This is a genomic window from Streptomyces sp. NPDC001135, assembly GCF_053598395.1.
Genome location: NZ_JBSFKD010000045.1, coordinates 39839 through 66779 on the forward strand (window position 1 = coordinate 39839; position 26941 = coordinate 66779).

Here is a 26941-nt window from a genome sequence, read left to right on the forward strand (position 1 = left end):
AGAAGGGGCACTGCCTCGTGGCACGGTTTCGGACCTGGGCGGTCATCGCGCTGACAGGGGCACTGTCGTTGTCCCTGGGGGCGTGCAGCAGCACCGGAGGCAAGCGGGCCGAGGACGCCCGCAAGGCCGCCGCGGCCCAGGGGAGGGCGGCGGTGAACACCCCGCGCTGGACCTTCGCGATGATCACCCACTCGGGAGACGGCGACACCTTCTGGGACATCGTGCAGAGCGGCGCCAAGCAGGCCGCCGTCAAGGACAACATCGACTTCCTGTACTCGCACGACGACGAGGCCCAGCAGCAGGCGCAGCTGGTGGACGCGGCGGTCGACAAGAAGGTCGACGGCATCATCGTCACCCTCGCGAAGCCGGACGCCATGAAGGCCGCCGTGGCCCGCGCCGAGAAGGCCGGCATACCGGTGATCACGGTGAACTCCGGCTCCGAGGAGTCCAAGGCCTTCGGCGCCCTCACCCACATCGGCCAGGACGAGACGATCGCCGGCGAGGCCGTCGGCGACGAACTGAACAGGCGCGGGAAGAAGAAGGCCCTGTGCGTGCTGCACGAGCAGGGCAACGTCGGCCACGAACAGCGCTGCGACGGCATCGCCAAGACCTTCCGCGGCACGCTGCAGAAGCTCTACGTCAACGGCACCAACATGCCCGACGTCCAGTCCGCCGTCGAGGCCAAGCTGCAGGCCGACGGCTCCATCGACGCCGTCGTCACCCTCGGAGCCCCGTACGCCGACACCGCCGTGAAGGCGAAGGGCGACGCCGGCAGCAAGGCGGAGATCGACACCTTCGACCTCAACGCCAAGGTCGCGGCCTCGCTGAAGGGCGGCACCCTCGGCTTCGCCGTGGACCAGCAGCCGTACCTCCAGGGCTACGAGGCGGTCGACCTGCTGTGGGCCTACAAGTACAACGGCGACGTCCTCGGCGGCGGCAAGCCGGTCCTGACCGGCCCGCAGATCATCACCAAGGACCAGGCCTCCGCGCTGGCCGAGTACACCGAGCGGGGCACCCGATGACCGCGACCACCGAACCGGCCGGTGCGGAACAGGCGACCGGCGAGACGGCCGACGAAAGGATTCTGCGGACCTCGCCGCTGCGGAAGCTGCTCTCCCGCCCGGAACTGGGCTCGGTCGTCGGCGCGCTCGCCGTCTTCGTCTTCTTCGCCGGCGCCGCCGACGGATTCCTGCGCGCCTCCAGCCTCAGCACCGTCCTGTACGCCTCCTCGACCATCGGCATCATGGCCGTACCCGTGGCGCTGCTGATGATCGGCGGCGAGTTCGACCTGTCGGCCGGTGTCCTGGTGACGTCCTCCGCGCTGATCTCCTCGATGTTCAGCTACCAGATGACGGCGAACACCTGGGTCGGCGTCGGTGTCTCGCTCCTGGTCACCCTGGCCGTCGGCGCCTTCAACGGCTTCATGCTGACCCGCACCAAGCTGCCCAGCTTCATCGTCACGCTGGGCACCTTCCTGATGCTGACCGGCATCAACCTGGGCTTCACCAAGCTGATCGACGGCACGGTGTCGACGAAGACCATCGGGGACATGGAGGGCTTCCCCTCCGCCCACGCGGTCTTCGCCTCGACGCTCACGATCGGCGGGGTCGACGTCAAGGTCACGATCCTGTGGTGGCTCGGCCTCGTGGCGGTGGCCTCCTGGATCCTGCTGCGCACCCGTGCCGGCAACTGGATCTTCGCCGTCGGCGGCAACCAGGACGCGGCCCGCGCGGTCGGCGTCCCGGTCGCCAGGACCAAGATCGGCCTCTACATGGGCGTGGCGTTCGGCGCCTGGATCTCCGGCCAGCACCTGCTCTTCTCCTTCGACGCCGTCCAGTCCGGCGAGGGCGTCGGCAACGAGCTGATCTACATCATCGCGGCCGTGATCGGCGGCTGCCTGATCACCGGTGGCTACGGCAGCGCGATCGGCTCCGCCGTGGGCGCCCTCCTGTTCGGCATGACCAGCAAGGGCATCGTCTTCGCCGAGTGGAATCCCGACTGGTTCAAGTTCTTCCTCGGAGCGATGCTGCTCCTCGCGACCCTGCTCAACGCCTGGGTCAAGAAGCGCGCGGAGGTCAACAAGTGACACTGGTCGAGCTGGCCGACGTCAGCAAGCACTACGGCACCGTCCGCGCCCTCGAAGGCGTTTCGCTGGAGGTCCACCCCGGCGAGATCACCTGCGTCCTCGGCGACAACGGAGCCGGCAAGTCCACCCTGATCAAGATCGTCGCGGGTCTGCACCGGCACGACGGCGGCACCCTGAGCATCGAGGGCGAGGAAACGACCCTCTCCTCGCCGCGCGAGGCCCTGGACCGCGGCATCGCCACGGTCTACCAGGACCTGGCGGTGGTCCCCCTCATGCCGGTCTGGCGCAATTTCTTCCTCGGCTCCGAGCCCCGTAAGGGCAAGGGCCCCTTCAAGCGCCTGGACACCGACCTCATGCGCCGCACCACCCGCGAGGCACTGCTGCGGATGGGCATCGACCTGAGGGACGTCGACCAGCCCATCGGCACCCTCTCCGGCGGCGAACGCCAGTGCGTGGCGATCGCCCGCGCGGTCCACTTCGGGGCGAAGGTCCTGGTTCTGGACGAGCCGACGGCGGCACTGGGGGTGAAGCAGTCCGGTGTGGTCCTGAAATATGTGGCCGCGGCACGCGACGAGGGCCTGGGCGTTGTCTTGATCACCCACAACCCGCACCACGCGTACCTGGTGGGGGACAGGTTCGTGCTGCTGCGGAGGGGCACGATGGTGGGGAATTACACACGGGACGAGATCACGCTGGACGAGCTGACCCAGCAGATGGCGGGAGGGTCCGACCTGGACGCTCTACGCCATGAACTGCAGCGTGGTTGAGGGGCGCGGCGAACTGCGCGACAAGCCACACCGCACCCGCGGTCGGCGACGCTCGCGCACCCCCCTCTCCTGTCCCGTACGCAACCCGTACCGGCGGTGAGGCAGAATCGACGAACGATGAGCACCTACCGCGACCTCACCGCCCCCATCGGCTCCCGCCGAGCTCCCGTCCTGCGCACCGTGGGCACCAGGGAACGCCGGTCACACCTGACCGCCCCCCGGGTCCCCACCGTCGGCATCGACATCGGCGGCACCAAGGTCATGGCGGGCGTCGTGGACGCCGACGGCAACATCCTGGAGAAGCTCCGCACGGAGACCCCGGACAAGTCCAAGAGCCCCAAGGTCGTCGAGGACACCATCGCCGAACTGGTCCTGGACCTGTCCGACCGGCACGACGTGCACGCGGTCGGCATCGGCGCCGCCGGCTGGGTCGACGCGGACCGCAACCGCGTGCTGTTCGCCCCCCACCTGTCGTGGCGCAACGAACCGCTGCGCGACCGCCTGAGCGGGCGCCTCTCCGTGCCGGTCCTCGTGGACAACGACGCCAACACCGCGGCCTGGGCGGAGTGGCGCTTCGGCGCCGGGCGCGGCGAGGACCACCTCGTCATGATCACCCTCGGCACCGGTATCGGCGGCGCCATCCTGGAGGACGGCCAGGTCAAGCGGGGCAAGTTCGGCGTCGCCGGTGAGTTCGGCCATATGCAGGTCGTCCCCGGGGGGCACCGCTGCCCGTGCGGCAACCGCGGCTGCTGGGAGCAGTACAGCTCCGGCAACGCGCTCGTCCGCGAGGCCAAGGAGCTGGCGGCGGCCGACTCGCCGGTGGCCTACGGGATCATCGAGCACGTCAAGGGCAACATCGACGACATCACCGGCCCGATGATCACCGAGCTGGCCCGCGAGGGCGACGCCATGTGCGTGGAGCTGCTCCAGGACATCGGCCAGTGGCTCGGCGTCGGCATCGCCAACCTGGCCGCCGCCCTCGACCCGTCCTGCTTCGTCATCGGCGGCGGCGTCTCGGCCGCCGACGACCTGCTCATCGGCCCGGCCCGGGACGCCTTCAAGCGCCACCTCACCGGCCGCGGCTACCGCCCCGAGGCCCGCATCACCCGCGCCCAGCTCGGCCCGGAGGCCGGCATGGTCGGCGCCGCCGACCTGGCCCGGCTGGTCGCCCGCCGGTTCCGCCGGGCCAAGCGCCGCCGGGTGGAACGGTACGAGCGCTACGAGCGGTACGCCCAGGCCCGCCGCGACCGGGACACCGCATGAGCGCGTCGCTGCCCCGCCAGGCCGCCGCGCCGGACCAGCCGCACCGCCTTGCCGAGACCTCCCGGCACAAGGCCAGGCGCCGCGTGCTCACCCTGCTGATCATCGGCCTGCTGATCGGCGTGCCCGCGCGCTACCTGGTGATCTCCGCCAACCTGAGCCGCGACAGCGGCAAGGACAAGGAGGCGAAGTACTCGGCGACCGGCCTGACCCCGGGCTGGCCGTCGAAGGTGCAGATCCGCCTCTACCAGGTGCCCGTCCCGCACCCGGCCGACCAGATCGCCTCCTACGAGACGAACAACTGGAAGACCAGCCGGCTCTACACGCAGTTCCGCACCAACTCCGCCGGCCTGGACAGCTTCCTGCAGACCATGGGCACACGCCGGGACCGGCTGAAGAAGGGCGACATCGCCATCGGCACCCGCGACCAGAAGGTCAGCGGCTGGCACTTCACCGGAACCGGCCCCTGGTGGGGACTGACCCACGGGCAGAAGAACCCGGCGCCGACCCAGGACGTGGTCGTGAACCTGTCCGACCCGAAGAACCCGATGGTCTACGTCGTCTCGCGCACGGTGCCGTGAGTACCGGCCCCGGCCGGTCCCCGGGGCCGATTGTCAGACCCCGCCCGTAGAGTCGAAGACGTCTGATCCGACACACGGGCGGGAGGTGGCAGGACGTATGAGCGGTGGCACGGCCGCGGTGGCCGAGCGCACGGGAGGTACCGGCCCGGCCGGGGACCCGGTCCCGGTGCGCCTCGCCTCCGTCTACCTGCCCGCACCCCTTCCGCGCGAGGGCCGCATCGCCTTCTGGGACCCCGACGGCGGCCGGGTCGAGGGCGACACCGCCGACCTCACGGTCGTACGACGCCATGGTGCCGGTGTGCGCCGCCGGCAGGTGCCCGCGCTGTCCCTGCCGCTCACCGAGGCCCTGCCGGTGCTGGTCCGGGCCCGCCGCGACCCGGCCGCGCATCCGGCCACGGCCTGCTGGGGCGCCGCCGCCCTGCACGCGCTGCGGCTGGTCGCGCGCGGCCGCCTGCTGCCCGGCCTGACCCCGGAGGGGCACGACGCCTGGCGGGCCGGCCCGCTGGAACCCGACGACATCGCCCACGCCCGCGCGATCGCCGCGGCCCTTCCCCCCGAGGGCCACGCGGTCCCCCTCCCGGACCCCGGCCCGCTGCGGCTGCCCGAGCCGGAGGCCCTGGTCCGCCACTTCCTGGACGCGGTCGCCGACACCCTGCCCCGCACCCCGGCCGCCCCGTTCACCTGCGGCCGGCCCTTCGCCGCCCGGGAGCCGGTGGCGCTGCCGCAGGCCCATGAGTGGGCGGCCGAGGTCGCCGCAGGCATGGACGCGGGCGTGCGGATCTCGCTGCGCCTGGACCTGTCGGCGTACGACGTCTTCGACGCCGCCGCGACACCGGCTCGGAGTGCCGGGCGGGCGACCGACCTGAGGAACGCCGGCGCCGCCGTCGTGCAGGTGCACAGCCTCGCCGACCCCACCCTGGTGGCCGACGCGGCGGCGCTGTGGGCGGGGGAGGCCGACACGGCGTTCGGGCCCCGTGCGCGTGTGGACGCCGCCCTCGCCGTGCGGCGCGCCGCACGCGTGTGGCCGCCCCTGGACCGGCTCGCCGAACAGGAAGCGCCCGACGTCCTCGCCCTGTCGGAGGACGAACTCGGCGAACTGCTCGGCGTGGCGGCCCCCCGGCTGGCCGCCGCCGGGGTCGCCGTGCACTGGCCGCGGGACCTCGCCCGCGACCTCACGGCCACCGCCGTGGTCCGCCCCGCGCCCGGCTCGGCGACCGACGGCACCGGCTTCTTCGAGAGCGAGGACCTGCTCCGGTTCCGCTGGCAGCTGGCCCTGGGAGGCGACCCGCTCAGCGAGGCCGAGATGGACTCCCTCGCCGAGACCCACCGTCCGGTCGTACGGCTGCGGGACCGCTGGGTGCTGGTCGACCCGGCCCTCGTCCGCAAGGCCCGCAAGCGCGAACTGGGCCTGCTCGACCCGGTCGACGCGCTGTCCGTCGCGCTCACCGGCACCGCCGACGTCGACGGCGAGACCGTCGAGGCCGTCCCGGTCGGCGCCCTGGCCACCCTCCGCGACCGGCTCACCGCGGGCCTGCGCCCCGCCGACCCGCCCGCGGGCCTCGCCGCCACCCTCCGTGACTACCAACTGCGCGGTCTGGCCTGGCTGGACCTCATGACCTCCCTCGGCCTGGGCGGCTGCCTCGCCGACGACATGGGCCTCGGCAAGACCGTCACCCTCATCGCCCTGCACCTGAAGCGCGCCCGCCCCGAACCGACCCTCGTGGTCTGCCCGGCCTCCCTGCTCGGCAACTGGCAGCGGGAGATCACCCGGTTCGCGCCCGGCGTGCCCGTCCGCCGCTTCCACGGCCCCGACCGCACCCTGGACGGACTGGAGAGCGGCTTCGTCCTCACCACGTACGGCACCATGCGCTCCACCGCGGCCCGCCTGGCCGAACAGCCCTGGGGCATGGTCGTCGCCGACGAGGCCCAGCACGTGAAGAACCCGTACTCCGCGACCGCCAAGGCTCTGCGCACCATCCCGGCCCCCGCGCGCGTGGCGCTGACCGGCACCCCGGTCGAGAACAACCTCTCCGAACTGTGGGCCCTGCTCGACTGGACCACCCCCGGACTCCTCGGCCCCCTGAAGTCCTTCCGCGCCCGGCACGCGCGAGCGGTGGAGAACGGCGAGGACGAGGAGGCGGTCGAGCGCCTGGCCCGCCTGGTAAGGCCGTTCCTCCTGCGCCGCAAGAAGTCCGACCCCGGCATCGTCCCCGAACTCCCGCCCAAGACCGAGACGGACCACCCGGTGCCCCTCACCCGCGAACAGGCCGCGCTGTACGAGGCGGTGGTGCGCGAATCCATGCTGGCCATCGAGACGGCCGAGGGCATCGCCCGCCGGGGTCTGGTCCTGAAGCTGCTGGGCGCGCTGAAGCAGATCTGCGACCACCCGGCGCTGTACCTGAAGGAGGAGGCGCACGTCGGCCGGCCGGCCGCCCGCTCCGGCAAACTAGCCCTGCTGGACGAGCTGTTGGACACCCTGCTCGCCGAGGACGGCTCGGCGCTCGTCTTCACCCAGTACGTCGGCATGGCCCGCCTCATCACCGCCCACCTGTCCGCCCGCGCGATCCCCGTCGACCTCCTGCACGGCGGCACCCCGGTCCCGGAGCGCGAGCGCATGGTCGACCGCTTCCAGAACGGCGAGACCCCGGTCCTCGTGCTGTCCCTGAAGGCGGCGGGCACCGGCCTGAACCTCACCCGCGCGGGCCATGTCGTCCACTTCGACCGCTGGTGGAACCCGGCCGTCGAGGAACAGGCCACCGACCGCGCGTACCGCATCGGCCAGACCCAGCCCGTCCAGGTCCACCGCCTGGTCACCGAGGGCACGGTCGAGGACCGCATCGCCGAGATGCTCGCCGCCAAGCGTGCCCTGGCCGACGCCGTCCTCGGCTCCGGCGAGGCGGCCCTCACCGAACTGACCGACCGCGAGCTGTCCGACCTCGTCTCCCTGCGGAGGACCGCATGACAGCCCCCGCCCCCCGCCCCGGCGACGCCGCCCGCCGCGCCCTGCGGGCAGCACGGGAACGGGCCGAGGCCGAGCGCGCGGAGCGGGCCGCGACGGCACCGGGCGCGTCGTCGGCGGCAGTTCAGGACGGGCTGTGCGCGACTGAGGGACCGGGGCAGGCCGATCCGGGTGCGCCCGGGGGAGGGGGGCGACTCGGTCCGGGCGCCTCGGAGGGACCGGTCCAGCGCGGGTCGGGTGCGGCAGAGGGGGCGGCGGTGGAACTGGGTGAGAGGGGGCCTGAGGACGCGGTTGAGCGTGAGGAGAGGGCGTCCCAGAGGTCGGTTCCGCGTGCGTCCGAGGTGACCGGCGTGCGGCTTCGACGAGTCGAGGAGGCACCGGAGGGGACCGGTGATCGACCGGTAGGTGTTTCCGGGGCCGCCGGTGATCGTGCGGCGGGTGGTTCTGTGGCGGGCGTGGGGCGTGCGGCCGGTGGTTCTGGGGCGGTCGGTGAGCGTGCGGTGGGTGGTTCTGGGGCGGTCGGTGAGCGTGCGGTGGGTGGTTCTGGGGCGGGTGTGGTTGGTGCGGCCGGTGGTTCTGTGGCCGCTGGTGATCATGCGGCCTGTGGTTCTGGGGCGGTCGGTGAGCGTGCGGCCGGTGGTTTCGGGGCGGACGTGGAGCGTGCGGCGGGTGGTTCTGGTGCGGGTGTGGACCGTGCTGTCAGTGGCTCTGGGACAGCCGGTGATCGTGCGGCCGGTGGTTTCGGGGCTGCCGGTGATTGCGAGGTGGTCGTTGAGCGTGCCGTGGGCGGCTCCGAGGCAACCGTCCTCGGCGCGGTGGAGGCAGCGGATGCGCCGGCCGGGGTGGCGCCGGCAGGCTCCGCGGCCACCGGACCGAGGCCCGGCGACGCGGCCCGCGCGGCGCTCCGGGCCGCGGTGTCCGCGCGGCGGGGCGAACGCGAAACTCCGACGGCCGCCGTGCCCCCGAGCCGGGGAGACGAGGAGGCGCAGCCGGCCGCCGCTTCCCCCACCGCCGCCTCGGCACCGGCCGGCGCCGGCAGCCCGGGTCGGGACGACGCCCCGGACCGTGCCGGGGCGGTGCCGCGGGCCCGTTCCGAAGACCCGGCGGGCGGGCGCCCCGGCGACGTCGCTCGCGAGGCGCTGCGCGCGGCCCGGCAGGAGGCGCTGCGTGCGGGGGCGGACGAGGCCGCCCGACGCGGGACGCGGGTGGCGGAGCCGCGTACCGGATCCGTGTCCGGGCCGGACGCCGCCTCCCGGACCTCCCGGCTCAAGGCCGCCCAGGACATGCGGCATTACCTGGCGAACGCCTTCCGGATGCCCACGTGGTCCGAGACCCCGGAGGAGACGAACACCGCCGGAGCAGGAACCGGCGCCACCACCGACGGCGCGGAGCCGCGCCCGGAGCTCCCCCCGGCCGCGTCCCCGGACACGCCGTCCGCCACCTCCGCCGAGCCGCTGCCCACGCCCACCGAGCCGGCCACCCCGCACGCGCCCCCTGAGACGGCCGTCCCGCACCCCACCGTCCCCAGCCGCTCCGCCCCCGCATCCCCCCACATGCCGTCCACCATGGCCACCCCCCACCGCGACACCGAACTCCGCCGCACCTTCGCGGCGTTCGCGCCCCGCGAGCCGGGGGACGAGGAGGCGTCGTTCGCAGCGACCTGGTGGGGGAACGCCTGGGTCGAGGCGCTGGAGCGGGGTGCGCTGGATCCCAAGCGGCTGGCCCGCGGACGCGGGTACGCGGACCAGGGCCACGTGGACGCGATCACCGTCACCCCGGGGCTCGTACTGGCGTACGTGCGCGGGAGCCGCCCCCGGCCGTACCGGGTCCAGGTGCGGGTCCGCACCCTGGAGGACGAGGACTGGGCGCGGTTCCTGGACGCTGCCGCCGACCGGCCGGGCCACATCGCCGCCCTGCTCGACAAGGAGCTGCCCCACTCGCTCGCCGACTGTGGGGTCCCCTTGCTGCCCGGCCCCGGTGACCTCGTCCCGCGCTGCAGCTGCCCTGACTCCGGGCACCCCTGCAAGCACGCTGCGGCGCTCTGCTACCAGACGGCACGGCTGCTCGACGCCGACCCGTTCGTGCTGCTCCTGCTGCGCGGCCGGGGCGAGAAGAACCTGCTCGACGCGCTGTCCCGGCGCAGTGCGGCCCGCGCGGCCCGCGCCGCCCGGGAGAGGCAGTCCCTGCCCGGCGTACGGGCCACCGATGCCCTGGCCCCGCGAGCGCTCCCGCCGCTGCCACCGCCGTTGCCGGCACCCCCGCACCCCGAGCAGCCACCGGCGTATCCGGCGGCGGCCGGCGGTCCGGACCCCTTCGCGCTGGACCAGCTGGCGACCGACGCCGCCGCCCGCGCCCATGCGCTGCTCGGCACCGGACGCGACCCGGTGGGCGAGCTGACCCTGTGGCAGGACGCGGTGCGTCTGGCCGCCGCCCGCCCCGGTTCCGGCCTCACCGCGACCACCCGCACCCTGTACGCCGCGCTCGCCACGGCCGCGGGCCGTACCCCGGCCGACCTTGCGCGGGCCGTCGCCGCCTGGCGCCAGGGCGGGCCGGCGGGGCTGGCCGTACTGGAGGAGCCGTGGGATCCGCCGGCCGGCCGCTTCGACCGGGCCCGCCCGTTGCTGCTCGCCGCCGACCTGCCGGCGTTCCGTCCCTGGCGCAACCGCCTCACCCACCCGCGCGCCCATGTCCAGCTCCGCCTGGGCCACGACGGCCTGTGGTACGCCTACGAGTCGGAGCCCGGCCGGGACGACTGGTGGCCCCGGGGCACCCCGGACCTCGACCCCGTGGGAGCCCTGACGGGTCTCGGCACACCGGACGCCACCTGACCGGGGACCGGACCCGGCACGGCCGGATTCCGCCAGGCGCCCGGGGGGTCCGCCGCCTTGCCAAAACGGATCTTGTTCGTGAATGATCACGCCCGGCGGGGCGTGCTGAGCTGACGGTGGTCCGTGGTCCGTCTCACTGCCGCACACCCGCCTCACCGTGTGGCGACCGCTTTCATCAGCAGGAATTTCAGGGGGGAACCATGTCTGCTCAGGATGCCATGGGCACATCAAGAATGTCGGACGTGCGGGCGGCACAGGAAGAACGCCCGCAGCCGCCCGCCCGGTCCCGGGGCAGCGCCCTGGGTGGCTGGATCCTCACCATCGCGCTGAACGTGGCGGCACCGATCCTCACGTACAACGCCCTGCGTGATCACGGGTGGAGCGAGTTCGCCGCACTGCTGGCAAGCGGTGCCTGGCCGGTGCTCGACAGCGCCGTGCACCTCGCGTGGCGGCGCCGCCTCGACGAGTTCGCCGTCGTGACCCTGGTGTTCCTGGTCATCACGGCTGTCGTCTCACTCGTCGGCCCCCACTCGGCCGGGGCCCTCCTGGTCAAGGACTCGGCCGTTACCGGGCTCTTCGGCCTGCTGTGCCTGGCGACGCTGCCGGCGCCGCGACCGCTCATGTTCTACTTCGGCCGCAAGTTCGCCACCGACGGCACCGCCGCGAGTACCGCGTGGTGGAACGGCCTGTGGCAGTTCGAAGGGTTTCGCAGGACCACGCGGACGATGACGACGGTCTGGGGCGTGGCCTACTGCCTCGAGGCGGTGGTCCGCGTCGCGCTGGCCTTCGTGCTGAGCACGGACACCATGGTGACCCTCAGCCCGGTCCTGATCTACGGCGTCCTCGGCAGCCTCATCCTGTGGACGGTCACGTACGGCAAGCGGGCCCGGCGCAGAGGCGAGGAGCGCGCCGCCGCGGCCGCCGCCCAGGGCTGAGACCTGAGCCCTGTCGTCACACTCCCGTCTGCCCCGCGGCGCCATGCACGCTCCCCCACTGCCTCAAGGGCGTGGGAGGTGCCCCCACTCGCCGCACCGGGCGCGGACCCAAGTACATACGCGGGTCAGCACCCGGCACGGCGAGAGCACGCACCTGACGCCGCAGGGCCGCCCTCCGGGCGACGACGGGAGTGTGACGACAGGCCCTAGGCGTCCGTCAGCCGGGCCTCCTCCAGGTCCAGCGCGCGCTGCAGTCTGCGGCGGGTGGTGTCGCTGATGGCGTGGGCGTCGTAGAGCCGCTGGAGTTCCCCCGTCTCGACGACGATCAGGTCGCGCCGCAGCTGGCGGTAGACCAGGTCGGCGGACTCGGTGGCCGTGCCGTCGGTGCCGTCGCTCTCGGCGAGGCGGTCGCGGGCGTCGTCGAGGCGGGCGGTCAGACCGCGGCGCAGCCGGTCCAGAACGACGTCGGGTACGGCCTCCAGCTCCGCGAGCTCCTCCAGGCGCGCGAGGCCGGCGTGGGCGAGGTGGGAGCGGGCCCGGGCCTCCTCGCGCGCGGTGTGGGCGGGCTCCAGGGCGATGCCGGAGGCGCGCACGACCGGGGCGAGGGTGAAGCCCTGCCCGACCAGGGTGACGACGACGACCGAGGTGGTCAGGACCAGCACCAGCGGGCGGTCGGCGAGCGGGGTGCCGTTCCTGGCCACCTCGGGGATGGACAGGGCGGCGGCGAGCGGCATCACCCCGCGGGTGCCGGCCCAGGTGAGCACCATCGGCAGCCGCCAGTTCATCCGGCTGAAGCCGCCCTTGTGCTGCACCACCGCGGACAGCGGCGCCAGCCACAGCAGGCGTACGGCGATGAGCGTGGCGGCGACCGCGAGGGCGTACAGCGGCCACGACCGGTCGCCGTGGGCCAGGGCCCGCACCTGTGCGGGCAGCGCCAGCCCTATGAGGCTGAACACCACGCTTTCCAGCAGGAACACCACCGTGCCGTACACGGCGTGCAGCTGGAGCCGGATGCGGGCGTTGGTGAGCCGGTCCCCCCGGCCGCCCAGGATCACCCCGGCGACCACGCACGAGGTGACGCCGGAGGTGTGCGCGGCCTCCGCCAGCAGATAGGCGGCGTACGGGGTGGTCAGCGCGATCACCGTCTCCAGCACCGGGTCCTCGGTGCGGCGCCGGATCAGGGTGATCACCGCGGCCACCGCGGCCCCGATCACCGTGCCACCGCCGGCCAGCAGCAGGAACTGGCCGCCCGCCGCGCCCCAGTGCGCCGCCGTCGACGCCACCGCGACACCGGCCGCGACCCGGACCAGCACCAGCGAGGTCGCGTCGTTGAACAGGCTCTCCGCCTGCACCAGGACCTGTACCCGGGGCGGCAGGGCGAGCCGGCGGCCGAGCGCGGTGACCGCCACCGGGTCGGTGCTGGCCAGCACGGCCCCGAGGACGAACGCCATCCGCCACGACAGGGGAGTCAGGAACGCCGCCACCGCTCCTACGGCGGCGGCCGAGGCCAGGACCAGACCGATCGCGAGGATACCGACCGGTTTCCACACGGCCCGCAACTCCCGCCACGGCATGTCCTCGGCGCTCGCGTACAGCAGGGGCGGCAGCACCACGAGCCCGATGATCTGCGGGCTGATCTGTATCTGCGGGGTGCCCGGCAGCAGCGCCACGGCCAGGCCGGCGACCACCAGGAGGGAGGGGGCGGGGATGCGCCAGCGCCGCGCGAAGGTGGCGACCACCGTGGCGAGGACCACGAGGGCGAGAACCGTACCGACGCTGCGCATGCCGTTCCCTGGAAATGCCGAAGGGACTGCGGAAGCCACCCCGGCCTCCGGCCGACCAGACTTCCCGGCACACCTGCTCCCACCCTATAGGGCGGGTCCGCGTCAAAACAGTGTCAAGGTCGTCCGGGCCGGCGCCACGGTGCCGGACCGATCGACCGACCGGGACGCCGGCGGTACGTCGGGCATCCCGGCGGCCCCCGCACTCGTCCCGCTCCGCACGATCCTGCCGCACACGAACGCCGGCCCGGTCCTCGGCGGAGCGGTCGCCGCCCGACCCGCCGCCCGGAGTTCACGACGGTGACCGACGCGGCGGACGCCGTGGCCGATCCCGTCCGCGGCGTACGAGACCAGCACCCGGGCCGCGTCGTCACGCCCGGCGTAGTCCCGGCCGGTTGATACGGCTGTGTCGGACGTGCCCGTCAAGGCCCCGTCAAGATCCGCAGGTTGGCCGCGAAGATGCCGCAAGGAAGAACCGGACGCGGTCGGAATCGGTCAGAACCTGAGTGCATCCGCGCACACTTCAGCTCTCGTGCGCGGCCGGAGAAAGCCGGAGAGATCCGGAGAGAGAAGGAGCGCCCGCCCATGTCCGTCCTGACCGCCGAGCCGGATGCCGTCCCCGCCGGCGAGGAGCCCCCCGATACCGGCGAACGCCACCGCCTGACCGCCCTCACGGGCCTCGCGGCGCTGTCGCTGGACGCGATGGCGTCGGTGGCGTACGGCCCGGAGGCCATCGTCCTCGTCCTGGCCGGCGCGGGCGCCCACGGCCTCGGCTTCACACTGCCGGTGACGCTGGCCATCGCCGCCCTGCTGGCCGTGCTGGTGGCGTCGTACCGGCAGGTGATCGCGGCCTTCCCGGACGGCGGGGGCTCCTACGCCGTGGCGAAGACGCATCTGGGCGCGCGGACGAGCCTCGTGGCCGCCGCCTCGCTGGTGCTGGACTACGTCCTCAACGTCGCGGTCGCCGTGACGGCGGGCGTGGCGGCCCTGACCTCCGCCTTCCCCGCCCTGTACGACGACCGGCTGTGGCTGTGCCTGGCGGTGCTCGCGCTGATCACCGGCGTCAACCTGCGCGGGATCGTGGAGTCGGCGAAGGCGTTCATCGTGCCGACGGCCGTGTTCGTCGGCTCGGTCCTCGTCCTCATCGCCGTCGGCCTGTTCCGTGCGCGTCCGGTCAGTACGGTGACGGCGGCCGGGCACGCCTCGGCCGTCGCGGACAACGCCTCCGCCGTGGGCGCGCTGCTCCTGCTGAAGGCCTTCGCCTCCGGGTGTGCCGCACTGACCGGCGTGGAGGCCATCGCGAACGCGGTTCCGTCCTTCCGGGTGCCGCGGGTGCGCCGGGCCCAGCGCGCGGAGGTCGCCCTCGGTGCCGTACTCGGTGTGATGCTGATCGGCCTGTCGGTGCTGATCGGCCGCTTCCACCTGCAGCCGGTCGAGGGCGTCACGGTTCTCGCGCAGCTCGCGGACGCCTCGCTCGGCCACAACGGGGCGTTCTACGTCATCCAGTTCGCGACCATGATCCTGCTGGCGCTGTCGGCGAACACCTCCTTCGGCGGGCTGCCGGTCCTGCTGAAGCTGCTCGCCCGCGACAACTACGCCCCGCATGTCTTCGCCCTGAAGGCCGACCGTCAGGTCCACCGACACGGCGTCCTCGCGCTCGCCGTGGTCTCGGCCGCGCTCCTGGTCTTCTCCGGCGGTGACACCAACACCCTGGTGCCGATGTTCGCCGTCGGTGTCTTCGTCGGCTTCACGATCGCCCAGGTGGGCATGGTGCGGCACTGGCGCAGGGAACACCTGGCGGGCGGACGGGACCAAGGCCGGACGGGCGGGCGGGAACAGCGCAGCGGGAGCCGGCGCGGGAAGGTGCTGCTGAACGGTTTCGGCGCGCTGCTCACCGGTGTCGCGGCCGTGGTCGTCACCGCGAGCAAGTTCGAGGAGGGCGCCTGGCTGATCGTGATCGCGCTGCCTGTGCTGGTGGCCGCCTTCGAGACCGTGCACCGCGCCTACGGCCGGATCGGCGAGCGGCTCGGCCTCGGCCGGATACCGAAGGCCCCGCACCGCGAGCGCTCGCTGGTGATCGTCCCGGTGTCGTCCCTGTCCCGGCTGACGTCGGAGGCGCTGAGCGCGGCCGGCTCGCTCGGTGACGAGGTGCGGGCCGTGACCGTGGGCTACCCGGATCCCGAGGACCGGGCCCACCTGTGCGCCCTGGAACGGGCCTGGGCGGAGTGGGACCCGGGGGTGGAGCTGGTGCGGCTGACCTCCGAGCGGCGCAGTCTCGGTCGTCCGATCGCCGCCTACGTCCGTGGGGTGGCCGCCGCCGAGCCGGGCACGCGGGTCACCGTGCTGATCCCGGAGACCGAGCCGGAGCGGCTGTGGCAGCGGCTGCTGCAGAACCAGCGGGGTGCCGTCGTCGCGCATGCCGTGCGGCGGGAGACGGACGCGGTGATCTGCCGGCTGCGCTTCCGGCTGCCGTGAGCCGTAAGGGTCCCGTCAAGGCCGTACGGGCCGCCGTAAGAGAGCCGTCAACGGCGGTGGGATCCGGCCGGACAGGCGGTTTCCTCGAACCGTCCGTTTCAACCGAACCTCACTCCAGGAGTTCGCGATGGCCGATCTGGCCTTCGTCGTCGCCGTGCTGGCGGGTTTCGCGCTGGTGGCCCTTGTCGCCCGGGGGGTGACGAAGCTGTGACCGCCGAGAACGTCGTCGGTCTGGTCGTGGCCGTCGCCCTGCTGGGCTATCTCGTCCTCGCCCTGATCTTCCCGGAGAGGTTCTGAGCACAGACATGAGTCCAGAAGTTGCAGGCCTTCTCCAGTTGCTCGCCCTGATAGGCGCACTGGCGCTCGCCTACATCCCGCTTGGCACCTACATGGCCAAGGTCTATGCCTCGAAGGAGCATCTGCGGGTCGAGAAGTGGATCTACCGGGCCATCGGTGCCGACCCCGACGCCGAGATGACCTGGCCCGCGTATCTGCGCGGGGTGCTGGCCTTCTCGGCGGTCGGCGTCCTCTTCCTCTACCTGCTGCAGCGGCTGCAGGGTGTGCTGCCCGGCTCGCTCGGCTTCTCCTCGGTCGATCCGGCGCAGTCGTTCAACACGGCCGTCTCGTTCGTGACCAACACCAACTGGCAGTCGTACTACGGCGAGCAGACCATCGGGCATGTCGTCCAGGTCGCCGGTCTGGCCGTGCAGAACTTCGTCTCCGCCGCGGTGGGTATCGCCGTCGCGGTGGCGTTGGTGCGTGGGTTCGCGCGCTCGCGCACCGGTGAACTGGGCAACTTCTGGGCCGATTTGGTCCGGGGAACGCTGCGGATCCTGGTGCCGGGCGCCGCGATCGCCGCGGTGGTGCTGGTGGCGTGCGGTGCGATCCAGAACTTCTCCGGGATCCACGAGGTCGGCCAGTTCATGGGCGGCTCGCAGCAGTGGAACGGCGGTGCGGTCGCCTCGACGGAGGCCGTCAAGGAGCTGGGCACCAACGGCGGCGGCATCTTCAACGCCAACTCCGCCCACCCGTTCGAGAACCCGACCCCCTTCACCAACCTGTTCGAGATCTTCCTGATCCTGGTGATCCCGTTCTCGCTGACCCGCACGTTCGGCGTGATGGTCGGCAACGTGAGGCAGGGGTACGCGATCCTCGCCACGATGTTCACCATCTGGCTGGGCTTCACCGCCTTGATGATGTGGACCGAGTTCGCCCACCACGGCCCGGCGCTCCAGGCCGCGGGCGGTGCGATGGAGGGCAAGGAGGTCCGCTTCGGCGTCGGCTCCTCGTCGATCTTTGCGACCTCGACCACGCTGACCTCGACCGGTGCGGTGGACTCCTTCCACTCCTCCTTCACCGGCCTCGGCGGCGGTATCGCCATGCTCGGCATGATGCTGGGCGAGATCGCGCCCGGCGGCACCGGTTCCGGCCTGTACGGCATGCTGGTCATGGCCGTGATCGCGGTGTTCATCGCCGGTCTGATGGTGGGCCGTACGCCCGAGTACCTGGGCAAGAAGATCGGCGGGCGGGAGATGAAGCTGGCCGCCTGCTACATCCTGGTCACCCCGGCGCTGGTGCTGGTGTTCACGGCGGCCTCGATGGCCCTGCCGACCCCGCCGCACTCGATGCTCAACTCCGGTGCGCACGGGTTCTCCGAGGTGCTGTACGCCTTCACCTCGGCGTCGAACAACAACGGTTCGGCCTTCGCCGGTCTGAACGCGAACACCGACTGGTTCAACACCATGACCGGGCTCGCGATGCTGCTGGGCCGCTTCCTGCCGATGGTGTTCGTGCTGGCCCTGGCCGGCTCGCTGGCCGAGCAGACGCCGGTGCCGGTGACCGCGGGCACCCTGCGCACCGAGAAGCCGCTGTTCACCGGCCTGCTGGTGGGCGCGATCCTGATCATCACCGGTCTGACCTACTTCCCGGCCCTGGCACTGGGTCCGCTGGCCGAGGGGCTGGCGTCATGACGACCGACATCGAGAAGCAAGAGGACTCCATGTCCACCCCCACCCTTGCGCCCCACCGGGACGCGCCCACCGGGCACAAGCCTGCCGAGGGCCGTGTCGGAGCGGGCCTGTTCGACCCCAAGGCGCTGGTCAAGTCCCTGCCGGACGCCTTCCGCAAGCTCGACCCGCGGGTGATGGTCAAGTCGCCCGTGATGTTCGTGGTGTGGATCGGCTCCCTCCTGACCACCGTCTTCTCCGCCAAGGACCCGGGCGACTGGTTCGGCTGGACGATCAGCGTCTGGCTGTGGCTGACCGTCATCTTCGCCAACCTCGCCGAGGCCGTCGCGGAGGGCCGGGGCAAGGCGCAGGCCGACACCCTGCGCAAGGCCAAGACCGACACCGTCGCCCGCCGGCTCCTCGCGGACGGCACCCGCGAGGAGGAGGTTCCCGGGACCGCGCTGACCATCGGCGACCTGGTGGTCTGCGAGGCCGGTGACGTCATCCCCGGTGACGGCGACGTCGTCGAGGGTGTCGCCTCGGTGGACGAGTCGGCGATCACGGGTGAGTCCGCGCCGGTCATCCGCGAGTCCGGCGGCGACCGCTGCGCGGTCACGGGCGGGACGAAGGTCCTCTCCGACCGCATCGTCATCAAGATCACCACGAAGCCCGGCGAGACCTTCATCGACCGGATGATCAACCTGGTCGAGGGCGCGGCCCGGCAGAAGACGCCCAACGAGATCGCCCTGAACATCCTGCTGGCGTCGCTGACCATCGTGTTCCTGCTGGCCTGCGCCACGCTGCCGCCGTTCGCCACCTACGCGGGCACGCACCTGACCATGGTCGTCCTGGTGGCCCTGCTGGTCTGCCTGATCCCGACCACGATCGGCGCCCTGCTGTCCGCGATCGGCATCGCGGGCATGGACCGCCTGGTCCAGCGCAACGTGCTGGCCATGTCCGGGCGTGCGGTCGAGGCCGCCGGTGACGTCTCCACCCTGCTGCTGGACAAGACCGGCACGATCACCCTCGGCAACCGGCAGGCCGCCGGGTTCGTGCCGGTCAAGGGCACCACCGAGGCCGAGGTCGCCGACGCCGCCCAGCTGTCCTCGCTGGCCGACGAGACCCCCGAGGGCCGCTCGATCGTGGTCCTGGCGAAGGAGAAGTACGGGCTGCGCGAGCGCCACCAGGGCGAGCTGGCCGGCGCCGAGTGGATCGAGTTCACCGCCCAGACCCGCATGTCGGGTGTGGACGTGGACGGGAGGAGGATCCGCAAGGGCGCCACCGCCTCGGTGATCGCCTGGGTCGAGGAGCAGGGCGGCACCGTCGCCAAGGACGCCGACGCCACAGCCAACCGCATCTCGGAGGAGGGCGGCACCCCCCTGCTGGTCGCCGTCCAGGACGACAGGGGCGCCCGGGTGCTGGGTGTCATCCACCTCAAGGACGTCGTCAAGGAGGGCATGCGGGAGCGGTTCGAGGAGCTGCGCCGCATGGGCATCAAGACGGTCATGATCACGGGTGACAACCCGCTGACCGCGAAGGCGATCGCCGAGGAGGCGGGCGTCGACGACTTCCTCGCCGAGGCCACCCCCGAGGACAAGATGGCCCTCATCAAGCGGGAGCAGGCGGGCGGCAAGCTGGTCGCGATGACCGGTGACGGCACCAACGACGCCCCGGCCCTCGCCCAGGCGGACGTCGGCGTCGCGATGAACACCGGTACGTCGGCCGCCAAGGAGGCCGGCAACATGGTCGACCTCGACTCCAACCCGACCAAACTCATCGAGATCGTCGAGATCGGCAAGCAACTGCTCATCACCCGTGGTGCGTTGACGACGTTCTCCATCGCCAACGACGTCGCGAAGTACTTCGCGATCATCCCGGCGCTGTTCGCGGCGGTCTACCCGGGCCTGGACAAGCTGAACATCATGCACCTGTCCTCGCCGAACTCCGCGATCCTGTCCGCCGTCGTCTTCAACGCGCTGGTCATCATCGCCCTGGTGCCGCTGTCCCTGAAGGGCGTGCGCTACCGGCCGATGAGCGCCGACAAGATGCTGCGGCGCAACCTCGGGATCTACGGCATCGGCGGCCTGGTCGCGCCCTTCATCGGCATCAAGATCATTGACGTGATCATCTCCTTCATCCCCGGGATCGGCTGATCGTCATGAACAACTCCTTTGTGAACACGGCCCGGTTGCTGGGGGCGGGCCTGCGGGCACTGCTCGTGCTGACCCTGGTGACGGGCGTCATCTACCCGCTGGTCGTCACCGGCGTCGCCCAGGGGCTGTTCCACGACAAGGCGAACGGCTCCGAGACCAAGGCGGACGGGAGGGTCGTCGGCTCCTCCCTGATCGGCCAACACGGTTACGGCCTCGCGTACTTCCAGCCCCGCCCGGCCGACGGTCTCGGCACGAACAGCATCAACACGCGGTACAAGCTGATCCTGTCCGGCGCCACCAACCTGTCCGCCGACAGCGACAAGCTCGTCGACTCGGTCGAGCAGGCGAAGGCCAAGGTGGTCAAGGACAACTCCGTACCCGGGTACACCGTCAAGCCGTCCCAGGTCCCCGCCGACGCCGTCACCTCCTCCGGCTCCGGCCTGGACCCGGACATCTCACCGGCCTACGCCGAACTCCAGGTCCACCGGGTCGCCGCGAGGAACAACCTGCCGCTCGCACAGGTGGAGAAGCTGGTCGAGGACCACACCACCGGCCGCACCCTCGGCTTCATGGGCGAGCCCCGCGTGAACGTCCTGGAGCTCAACATCGCCCTCAGGGACCTCGCAGCGAGGCAGTGACGGCCTTACGCGACCCGCACGGGAGCCGGCGGCAGCGGGGGACACCCCGGTACCGCCGACTCCCGCAGGCATGACAGGAGAGGCACACACCCATGACCAGGGTGCTCGTGGTGGAGGACGACCCGCAGATGGTGCGGGCCCTCGTCATCAACCTTCAGGCACGTCACTACGGCGTGGACGCCGCCCCCGACGGCACCACGGCCCTCCGGCTCGCCGCCGCGCGCCAGCCCGACGTCGTCCTGCTCGACCTCGGCCTGCCCGACATGGACGGCATCGACGTCATCAACGCGCTGCGCGGCTGGACCCGCGTTCCGATCATGGTCCTGTCCGCCCGCCAGGCGTCCGACGAGAAGGTCGCCGCACTCGACGCGGGCGCCGACGACTACATCACCAAGCCGTTCAGCATGGACGAGCTGCTCGCCCGGCTGCGGGCCGCCGTCCGCCGTACCGAGGAGACACCGCTCGTGCCGGAGACCACGGTGGTCGAGACGGTGGATTTCAGCATCGACCTGCTCGCCAAGAAGGCCGTACGGGACGGGCGGGACGTACGGCTCACCCCGACCGAGTGGCACCTGCTGGAGATCCTGGTGACCAACCCCGGCCGGCTGATCACCCAGAAGCACCTCCTGCGGGAGGTGTGGGGCGTCTCGCAGAGCAACAAGACCAACTATCTGCGCGTGTACATGGCGCAGTTGCGCCGCAAGCTGGAGACGGACCCCTCCCGCCCCCGCTACCTGATCACCGAACCCGGTATGGGCTACCGCTTCGAAGGATGACCCGGCAGGCGGCAAGCTCCGGATCCACCGACCTGCTGACGTCCTACGGCTGGATGGACATCCTCGACCCGGGCGGCCTGGCGGCGGCCCGCGGTGGGAGGGCGACCCCTGGTCAGGCCCGCCCAGTCCCACCCTCCCCGTCACAGAGGCAGCCGTGCTGGATGAGAGGATCGGGCGAGTGAGCGAGACACCACCGAACACCCTGTGAGAGAGGCGTTCGACGGCAAGCCCCTGCAGACGCGGCCGGAGGGCACTTCCGCTGTAGCTGCGTTCACATTTCGCTCGAACTCCCCCGAGCTGTCATCAGCGCGCCTGTCCTGCTGTCCCACCAAGGCGTCACCATCCGGGGGGATCGTGTCCGACACGTTCAGGCCCAAGCCCGCGCTCAAGCGCTGTGCGGTATGCCGCCTGCCGGTGGCCAGGAAGAAGCTCGTCTTCGCTGCGGACGGACAGCCGGTGCACCGCGCCTGCCAGTCGGCCACGGACCGCTCGCCGACCCGTTCGGCGGCTCCGCCCGGTCTCACCCGGGCGCCGAAAGACATCAGCCGCGCCGAACTCCTCAAAAAGATCGAAGCGTTGCGGAAGCGCGACGCGAAAATGAAGCCGGGGGCTGCGAAGGTGCAGCCCGCCGACCGCCCCAAGCAGCCGACAGCGCCACACCGCGGCAAGCGGCCGGTCCTCCCGCCCCAGCCGTTCTACGGTGTGGAGATGAAAGTTCATCAACGGCCGGTGGGTGCAGATGCACCCTGATTCCGAATAGTGGCTGCTCGTCATGTCGGCCCGGTCCGAGGCACGGCCTGCGTCCGGGTGTCACGCGCGAACGTGAGCGTTTGAGACCAGCCATTCGTGCAGGTGGCCTGTCGGGTTGCCCCCGGAGAAGCCTGCCGCGTGGTGACGCTCCAGCACGTCGCTGGCCGCCCCGAACACCGCAAGAGCGCTCTGACCTTTACTTTTTCCTCTCTCCGTGCCTCCTGACGTGTCTTCGATGACGCATCACGTGGAGTGCGTGGCGATTCTGGAGCCTGCGGACAAGGGCGCCTGACCTCGGGTTCGTGAGCCAGGCGCTTGTAACAATCAGGCGGCGACGAGCTCCTGCACACGGTCCGGCGTCTTGACCTCGGGCTTCTTGTTCGGCAGCGAGAGCCGGAAGACCTTGCGCCACGCCGAGAACACCTGTTTGGGCAGCGGTCCGGTGACGTACTCCAGCTCGTACTTCTCGAACAGCGCGCGCACCTTCACCGCGACCTCGGCGTACCGGTTGCTCGGCAGGTCCGGGAACAGGTGGTGCTCGATCTGATGCGACAGGTTGCCGGTCATGAAGTGCATGGCCCTGCTGCCGCTGATGTTCGCCGAGCCCATCATCTGGCGCAGGTACCACTGGCCGCGCGTCTCTGCCTTGATCGACCGGCGCTCGAAGACCTGTACGCCCTCGGGGAAGTGCCCGCACATGATCACGGAGTGGGACCAGATGTTGCGGACCAGGTTCGCGGTGAACGTGGCGGCGAGCGTGGGGAGGAACGACGGGCCCGACAGCAGCGGGTGGATCACGTAGTCCTTGAGCACCTGCTTGCGGATCTTGCGGCCCACGGCCTTGGCCCGCGCGCGGAACTCCGGGTTCTTGCGGCGCCGCTTGTGCAGGTTCTTGCCGAGCTCCAGGTCGTACGCTGCGATGCCGTACTCGAAGAAGCAGGCGTTGATGAAGTTCCACAGCGGCTGGCCGAGGTGGAACGGGTGCCACTCCTGGTCCTCGTCGACGCGCATGATGCCGTAGCCGAGGTCGTTGTCCTTGCCGATCACGTTGGTGTACGTGTGGTGCAGCTCGTTGTGAGAGTGCTTCCACTGGTCGGCCGGCGAGACGTGATCCCATTCCCAGGTGGTGGAGTGGATCTTCGGGTCCCGCATCCAGTCCCACTGGCCGTGCAGGATGTTGTGGCCGATCTCCATGTTGTCCATGATCTTCGCCACGGACAGACCGGCGGTGCCGAGCAGCCACGCCGGCGGGAAGATCGAGAACAGCAGCACGCCCCTGCTGACCAGCTCGAGCTTGCGCTGCGCCGAGATGACCCTACGGATGTAGGCGGCGTCTTTCTCGCCGCGTCCGGCGATCACTTCGTCGCGGATCGCGTCCAGCTCGTGGCCGAGCTCCTCGATCTGCTCCGCCGTCAGGTGGGCGGTGGGGTCGATGGCGGTCAAGGTGCTCCTACCGGTCGATGTCGCAAGGGCCCGCCGCGGCGGACACACAGGTCTGGATGAGGACGCCCGGCTCGGCCTCGGTGATCTCGCCGGTGCGCAGGTCTCGGACGGCGCCCGCCTTGAGCGGCGTGACGCAGCCGAAGCAGATGCCCATGCGGCACCCGGACGGCATGAGCACGCCGGCCTCCTCGCCGACGTCCAGCAACGGCGTGGCGCCGTCCGCGTCGACGGTCTTGCCGGTGGCGCTGAACGTGACCTCGCCGCCGTCACCGGCGACGGCGATGCTGGGGCGGAAGCGTTCGGTGTGCAGGCGCTCTTGGACGCCGTGCCCGCTCCAGTGCTCTTCGGCGGCGTCGAGCAGGCCCGCGGGCCCGCAAGCCCAGGTCTCGCGCTCGGCCCAGTCGGGCACGAGTTCGTCGAGACGGGCGATGTCGAGCATGCCGTCCGTGGCGGTGTGCACCTCGATGAGCCGCAGCTTCTCGTCCGCGACCAGATCGTGCAGTTCGTTGCGGAAGATCACGTCCTGCGGCCGTGGCGCGCAGTGGACCATGACGACGTCGTCGAACTCGGTCTCGCGCAGCATGCCCATCACGGGCGTGATGCCGCTGCCGGCCGTCAGGTAGAGCACCTTGGCGGGCTTGGCCGGCGGCAGCACGAAGTCACCGGTCGCCTGGTCGAGCTGGATCAACGTGCCCGATTTCACCCTGCGGACCAGGTGGTTGCTGACCTTGCCGTCCGGGATCGCCTTCACGGTGATCGTGACGCGGCCGTCCTGGCGGTTCGTCGGCGAGGTGAGGGAGTAGGCACGCCACAGGCGCACCCCGTCGACGTCGACCCCGATCCGCACGTACTGACCGGCTGTGTGGCCGCGCCAGCCCCGTCCCGGCCTGATCACGACAGTCGCGGCGTCATCCGTCTCGGGGTGCACGGCCTCGATGCGCCCACGCAGGTCAGCGCCCGCACGCAGTGGGCTGACCAGGTCGAGGTAGTCCGACGGCAGCAGCGGCGTCGTGACCATCTCCAGCAGTTTCCACGCCCTGCTGCGAAGGGCTGCACTCGTCATGACTCCAGCTTGCTGCGTCTCAGGGCGTAAAGTCCTGACCGTAGGACGTGAATCTGGTGGGTGGAATTGTTCGCAGGGAATAAGAACGTGAGTCGTGTAACCCAGAGGGCCAGCGAACTGGCCCTGGGTGAGACGACGGTCACCGCACTTCGGGCCGCGCTGAAGACCACCGCCGACGAGGTCGTCCAGGCGATCATCGACGAGGTCCCTCCCTACGCCAACGCACTGACGGGCCATATGGGCGCCACCATCCGCCGAGCCGTCCGCACCGCTCTCGGGCACTACCTGGACCTCGCGAGCGGGAACGCCACGGGCGGCGACGGCGGTGACGCGGCCTACGAGCTGGGCCGAGGCGAGGTGCGCGACGGCCGTTCGATGGACGCCCTGCTCAGCGCCTACCGCGTCGGCGCCCGCGTGGCCTGGCGATGCCTGGCAGCGGGCGCCGTGTCCGCAGGTCTGCCCGCCGCCGAGGTCGCCAAGTTCGCCGAGCTGACCTTCGCCTACATCGACGAGCTCTCCGCCGCGAGCGCCGCGGGCCACGCCGACGAACTGGCCGCCCGGGGCAGGGCCCACGAGCGCCACCTGGAACACCTGGCCCGCGACCTTCTCGCCGGCGCGAGCCCGGACGTGCTGCTGGCCTCTGCTCAACGGGCCGGATGGCAGCCTCCGGTTACGCTGACGGCGGTCCTGCTGCCCGCCGCCCAGGCCCGGCCCGCCTACCGCACACTCGACCCGAGCACCCTCGTCCTCGACGATCTGCCGGACGCCACCGGTGTGCTGCTCGTCCCCGATTCCGACCGATCACATCTCTTGCGGCAGCTGACCGACCGCACCGCCGTGGTCGCCCGGCCCGGCCATGGACTCGTGCGTCATCCTCGTACGCACGAGCCGCACGCGCGCGCTCCCTCTCCTCTGATATCCGCGACACCGAGGACCACCTGCCCGAGCTGGTGCTGAGCGCCGACGTGGACGCGTTCGCAGACCTGCGTGCCCGAGCCCTCGCACCGTTGCGCACCTTGCCTGTCGCGACCGCACGGCGGCTGGAGGAGACGCTGCGGGCGTGGCTGCTGCACCAGGGCAGGCGGGACGAGGTGGCGGCGGCGTTGTTCGTCCATCCCCAGACCGTCCGGTACCGGATGTCGCAGCTGCGGGAGCTGTTTCCGGATCTCGCATCGCCCCACCGGGTCCTTGAACTGACGCTGGCGGTCGGTCTTCGAGCCAGTTGACGCGTACTTCGACCGTCCATGAACTCCCGGCGGATCCCGGCATCGTGCTCGGTGTCTACCTGGACGTCCTTGCAGCCGGGACGGTTCGGGTGAGCGACGCGATCAAGGTGCAGCAGGTCGGCTGACAGGGAGCGTTCCACCACGAGTCGCCCACCTGCGGATCCGTCAGGCCCGCGTCTCGCACGACCAGCCACACCCGGTCGCGACTGAGCGGAAGTTGGCCGAGGAGGACGCCGGTCGCGTCGAGCAGGGTGTTGGCGAAGGCTGGAGCGACCGGGTTGAAAGGGCGGACGGTCGGCCGTGACGCCCGTTTGACTCTACGGGCACCCACATGCATGGCGATGGGCCAGGAAATGGGATCTGACCTCGGGTTTTCCGTCACTGCTCGGTCGTGAGAAGGAGACGCGGTCCCACGAGCGGCTCGGAGCGGTCGGTGTCGTGGTGGCCAGCGCCGGCATCGCCGTCGGCGGGCCCTTCACCCGCACCGAGGCCGAGCTGTGGCGACGCGTCGTCGACGTCAACCTGGTCGGGGCGGCGAACACCGCCAGGGCCTTCCTTCCCCAACTCACGCGGACCGGAGGTTACTTCCTCCAGATCGCCTCGACCGCAGCGTTCGGCTGCTCCGCTCCGATGATGAGCGCGTACTGCGCGTCCAAAACAGGTGCGGAGTCCTTCGCCTTGGTCCTACGGGGTGGGGTCGCCCCGGAGGGGGTCGCCGTCGGCATCGCCAATCTGCACTGGACCGGCACCGACTTGATCGCCGGAATGGACGAGCACCCGGTGCTGAAAGCCCTCCGCCGGCACCAGCCGTCCTTCGCTCGGCGGGTCCACAGTCCGGCGCAGGTGGCCGACTGGCTCCGCCACCGGCATCACACACCGCGTCCGGAGCATCTACGCGCCCCCGTGGCTGCGCTGGTGCCAGCCCTTGCGGCCGGTCTTCCCGTTCGTGGTCGGCCGCATCACCCGGCGCGAACTGCGGGAGGGACCGACCGACGAGCCTCAATGCCGATGTCGAAGTCCTCGGGGCGGGTGGCCGTGCCGACTGGACGTCGGTCAGGCCCGAGACCTGAACTGCAACGGGGCCGGGAGGCGTCCAGAGGGTGCCCGACAGACAAGCCACGAGGCTCGGTAGGACCCCGGTAAGTACCTGCATGGGCCCTCGTGCCGTGCACGGCTTCAGTGCACTGCCCGGGGAGTGGTTTCCCAGGGCGGAAGCGGCCGTAGAGCCCCCAGGCGGGTAGGTGGTCGCCATGGACGAGGATGACGCGGACGCG

19 protein-coding genes and 2 pseudogenes are annotated in these 26941 nt (G+C 71.4%); 18 read left to right on the plus strand and 3 right to left on the minus strand.

What is annotated here, in order from left to right:
- The first annotated feature begins 17 nt into the window (after window positions 1-17).
- The 8 genes from ACWC94_RS37525 (at window position 18) to ACWC94_RS37560 (ending at window position 11416) form a co-directional block, all read left to right on the plus strand.
- Window positions 18-1022: a sugar ABC transporter substrate-binding protein gene (locus tag ACWC94_RS37525; RefSeq protein ID WP_450801773.1), complete on the plus strand. Its 1005-nt coding sequence runs from the start codon at window positions 18-20 to the stop codon at window positions 1020-1022.
- Complete coding sequence (locus ACWC94_RS37530) at window positions 1019-2086, plus strand: ABC transporter permease (RefSeq protein WP_450801774.1); 1068 nt, start codon at window positions 1019-1021, stop codon at window positions 2084-2086. Before ACWC94_RS37525 ends, ACWC94_RS37530 begins: the two co-directional genes overlap by 4 nt.
- Window positions 2083-2853, plus strand: coding sequence for an ATP-binding cassette domain-containing protein (locus ACWC94_RS37535; RefSeq protein ID WP_450801775.1), 771 nt, complete (start codon window positions 2083-2085; stop codon window positions 2851-2853). The genes ACWC94_RS37530 and ACWC94_RS37535 overlap by 4 nt, the downstream gene beginning before the upstream one ends.
- Before the next feature lie 117 nt (window positions 2854-2970).
- A complete protein-coding gene (locus ACWC94_RS37540; protein ID WP_450801776.1) occupies window positions 2971-4116 on the plus strand; it encodes an ROK family glucokinase in 1146 nt (381 codons plus the stop codon).
- The gene (locus ACWC94_RS37545) at window positions 4113-4694 is read left to right on the plus strand and encodes a sugar kinase (RefSeq protein ID WP_450801777.1); all 582 of its coding nucleotides are present in this window, start codon (window positions 4113-4115) and stop codon (window positions 4692-4694) included. The genes ACWC94_RS37540 and ACWC94_RS37545 overlap by 4 nt, the downstream gene beginning before the upstream one ends.
- Before the next feature lie 97 nt (window positions 4695-4791).
- Window positions 4792-7656, plus strand: coding sequence for an SNF2-related protein (locus ACWC94_RS37550; RefSeq protein WP_450801778.1), 2865 nt, complete (start codon window positions 4792-4794; stop codon window positions 7654-7656).
- Between the two features lie 761 nt (window positions 7657-8417).
- A complete protein-coding gene (locus tag ACWC94_RS37555; protein WP_450801779.1) occupies window positions 8418-10481 on the plus strand; it encodes an SWIM zinc finger family protein in 2064 nt (687 codons plus the stop codon).
- Window positions 10482-10681: 200 nt separating this feature from the next.
- On the plus strand, window positions 10682-11416 hold the full coding sequence (locus ACWC94_RS37560; protein ID WP_450801780.1) for a VC0807 family protein: 735 nt from the start codon (window positions 10682-10684) through the stop codon (window positions 11414-11416).
- A 206-nt stretch (window positions 11417-11622) separates the two neighbouring features.
- On the opposite strand, the gene ACWC94_RS37565 is transcribed toward ACWC94_RS37560, so the two are convergent.
- Entirely contained in the window at window positions 11623-13200 is a 1578-nt protein-coding gene (locus ACWC94_RS37565) for a Na+/H+ antiporter (protein WP_450801781.1), read from the minus strand.
- 582 nt (window positions 13201-13782) lie between these two features.
- Between ACWC94_RS37565 and ACWC94_RS37570 the strand changes: the two genes are divergently transcribed.
- The 7 genes from ACWC94_RS37570 to ACWC94_RS37600 all read left to right on the plus strand — a co-directional run bounded on the left by ACWC94_RS37570 (window position 13783) and on the right by ACWC94_RS37600 (window position 21935).
- Window positions 13783-15672, plus strand: a complete 1890-nt coding sequence (locus ACWC94_RS37570) for an APC family permease (protein ID WP_450801782.1) — start codon at window positions 13783-13785, stop codon at window positions 15670-15672.
- Window positions 15673-15879: 207 nt separating this feature from the next.
- On the plus strand, window positions 15880-15969 hold the full coding sequence (kdpF, locus tag ACWC94_RS37575) for a K(+)-transporting ATPase subunit F (protein WP_009326374.1): 90 nt from the start codon (window positions 15880-15882) through the stop codon (window positions 15967-15969).
- An 8-nt stretch (window positions 15970-15977) separates the two neighbouring features.
- Window positions 15978-17642, plus strand: coding sequence for a potassium-transporting ATPase subunit KdpA (gene kdpA, locus ACWC94_RS37580; RefSeq protein WP_450801783.1), 1665 nt, complete (start codon window positions 15978-15980; stop codon window positions 17640-17642).
- Complete coding sequence (kdpB, locus tag ACWC94_RS37585) at window positions 17639-19771, plus strand: potassium-transporting ATPase subunit KdpB (protein WP_450801784.1); 2133 nt, start codon at window positions 17639-17641, stop codon at window positions 19769-19771. Before kdpA ends, kdpB begins: the two co-directional genes overlap by 4 nt.
- Window positions 19772-19776: 5 nt before the next feature.
- The gene (locus tag ACWC94_RS37590; protein WP_450801785.1) at window positions 19777-20409 is read left to right on the plus strand and encodes a potassium-transporting ATPase subunit C; all 633 of its coding nucleotides are present in this window, start codon (window positions 19777-19779) and stop codon (window positions 20407-20409) included.
- A 92-nt stretch (window positions 20410-20501) separates the two neighbouring features.
- The gene (locus ACWC94_RS37595; protein WP_450801786.1) at window positions 20502-21185 is read left to right on the plus strand and encodes a response regulator; all 684 of its coding nucleotides are present in this window, start codon (window positions 20502-20504) and stop codon (window positions 21183-21185) included.
- 354 nt (window positions 21186-21539) lie between these two features.
- Window positions 21540-21935: a hypothetical protein gene (locus ACWC94_RS37600; RefSeq protein ID WP_450801787.1), complete on the plus strand. Its 396-nt coding sequence runs from the start codon at window positions 21540-21542 to the stop codon at window positions 21933-21935.
- Window positions 21936-22259: 324 nt separating this feature from the next.
- Here the strand turns inward: ACWC94_RS37600 and ACWC94_RS37605 are convergent, their stop codons facing one another.
- Both ACWC94_RS37605 and ACWC94_RS37610 read right to left on the minus strand, forming a co-directional pair.
- Complete coding sequence (locus tag ACWC94_RS37605) at window positions 22260-23378, minus strand: fatty acid desaturase family protein (RefSeq protein WP_450801788.1); 1119 nt, start codon at window positions 23376-23378, stop codon at window positions 22260-22262.
- A gap of 7 nt (window positions 23379-23385) precedes the next feature.
- The gene (locus ACWC94_RS37610; protein WP_450801789.1) at window positions 23386-24441 is read right to left on the minus strand and encodes a ferredoxin reductase; all 1056 of its coding nucleotides are present in this window, start codon (window positions 24439-24441) and stop codon (window positions 23386-23388) included.
- Window positions 24442-24528: 87 nt separating this feature from the next.
- Here ACWC94_RS37610 and ACWC94_RS37615 point away from each other — a divergent pair.
- The 3 genes and pseudogenes from ACWC94_RS37615 to ACWC94_RS37625 all read left to right on the plus strand — a co-directional run.
- Window positions 24529-25667 (plus strand): annotated as a pseudogene (locus tag ACWC94_RS37615) (PucR family transcriptional regulator).
- On the plus strand, window positions 25664-25792 hold the full coding sequence (locus ACWC94_RS37620; RefSeq protein WP_267911787.1) for a hypothetical protein: 129 nt from the start codon (window positions 25664-25666) through the stop codon (window positions 25790-25792). The pseudogene ACWC94_RS37615 and the gene ACWC94_RS37620 overlap by 4 nt, the downstream one beginning before the upstream one ends.
- A 295-nt stretch (window positions 25793-26087) precedes the next feature.
- Window positions 26088-26737: pseudogene (locus ACWC94_RS37625) on the plus strand (SDR family NAD(P)-dependent oxidoreductase); the annotation flags it as partial.
- Window positions 26738-26941: the final 204 nt, after the last annotated feature.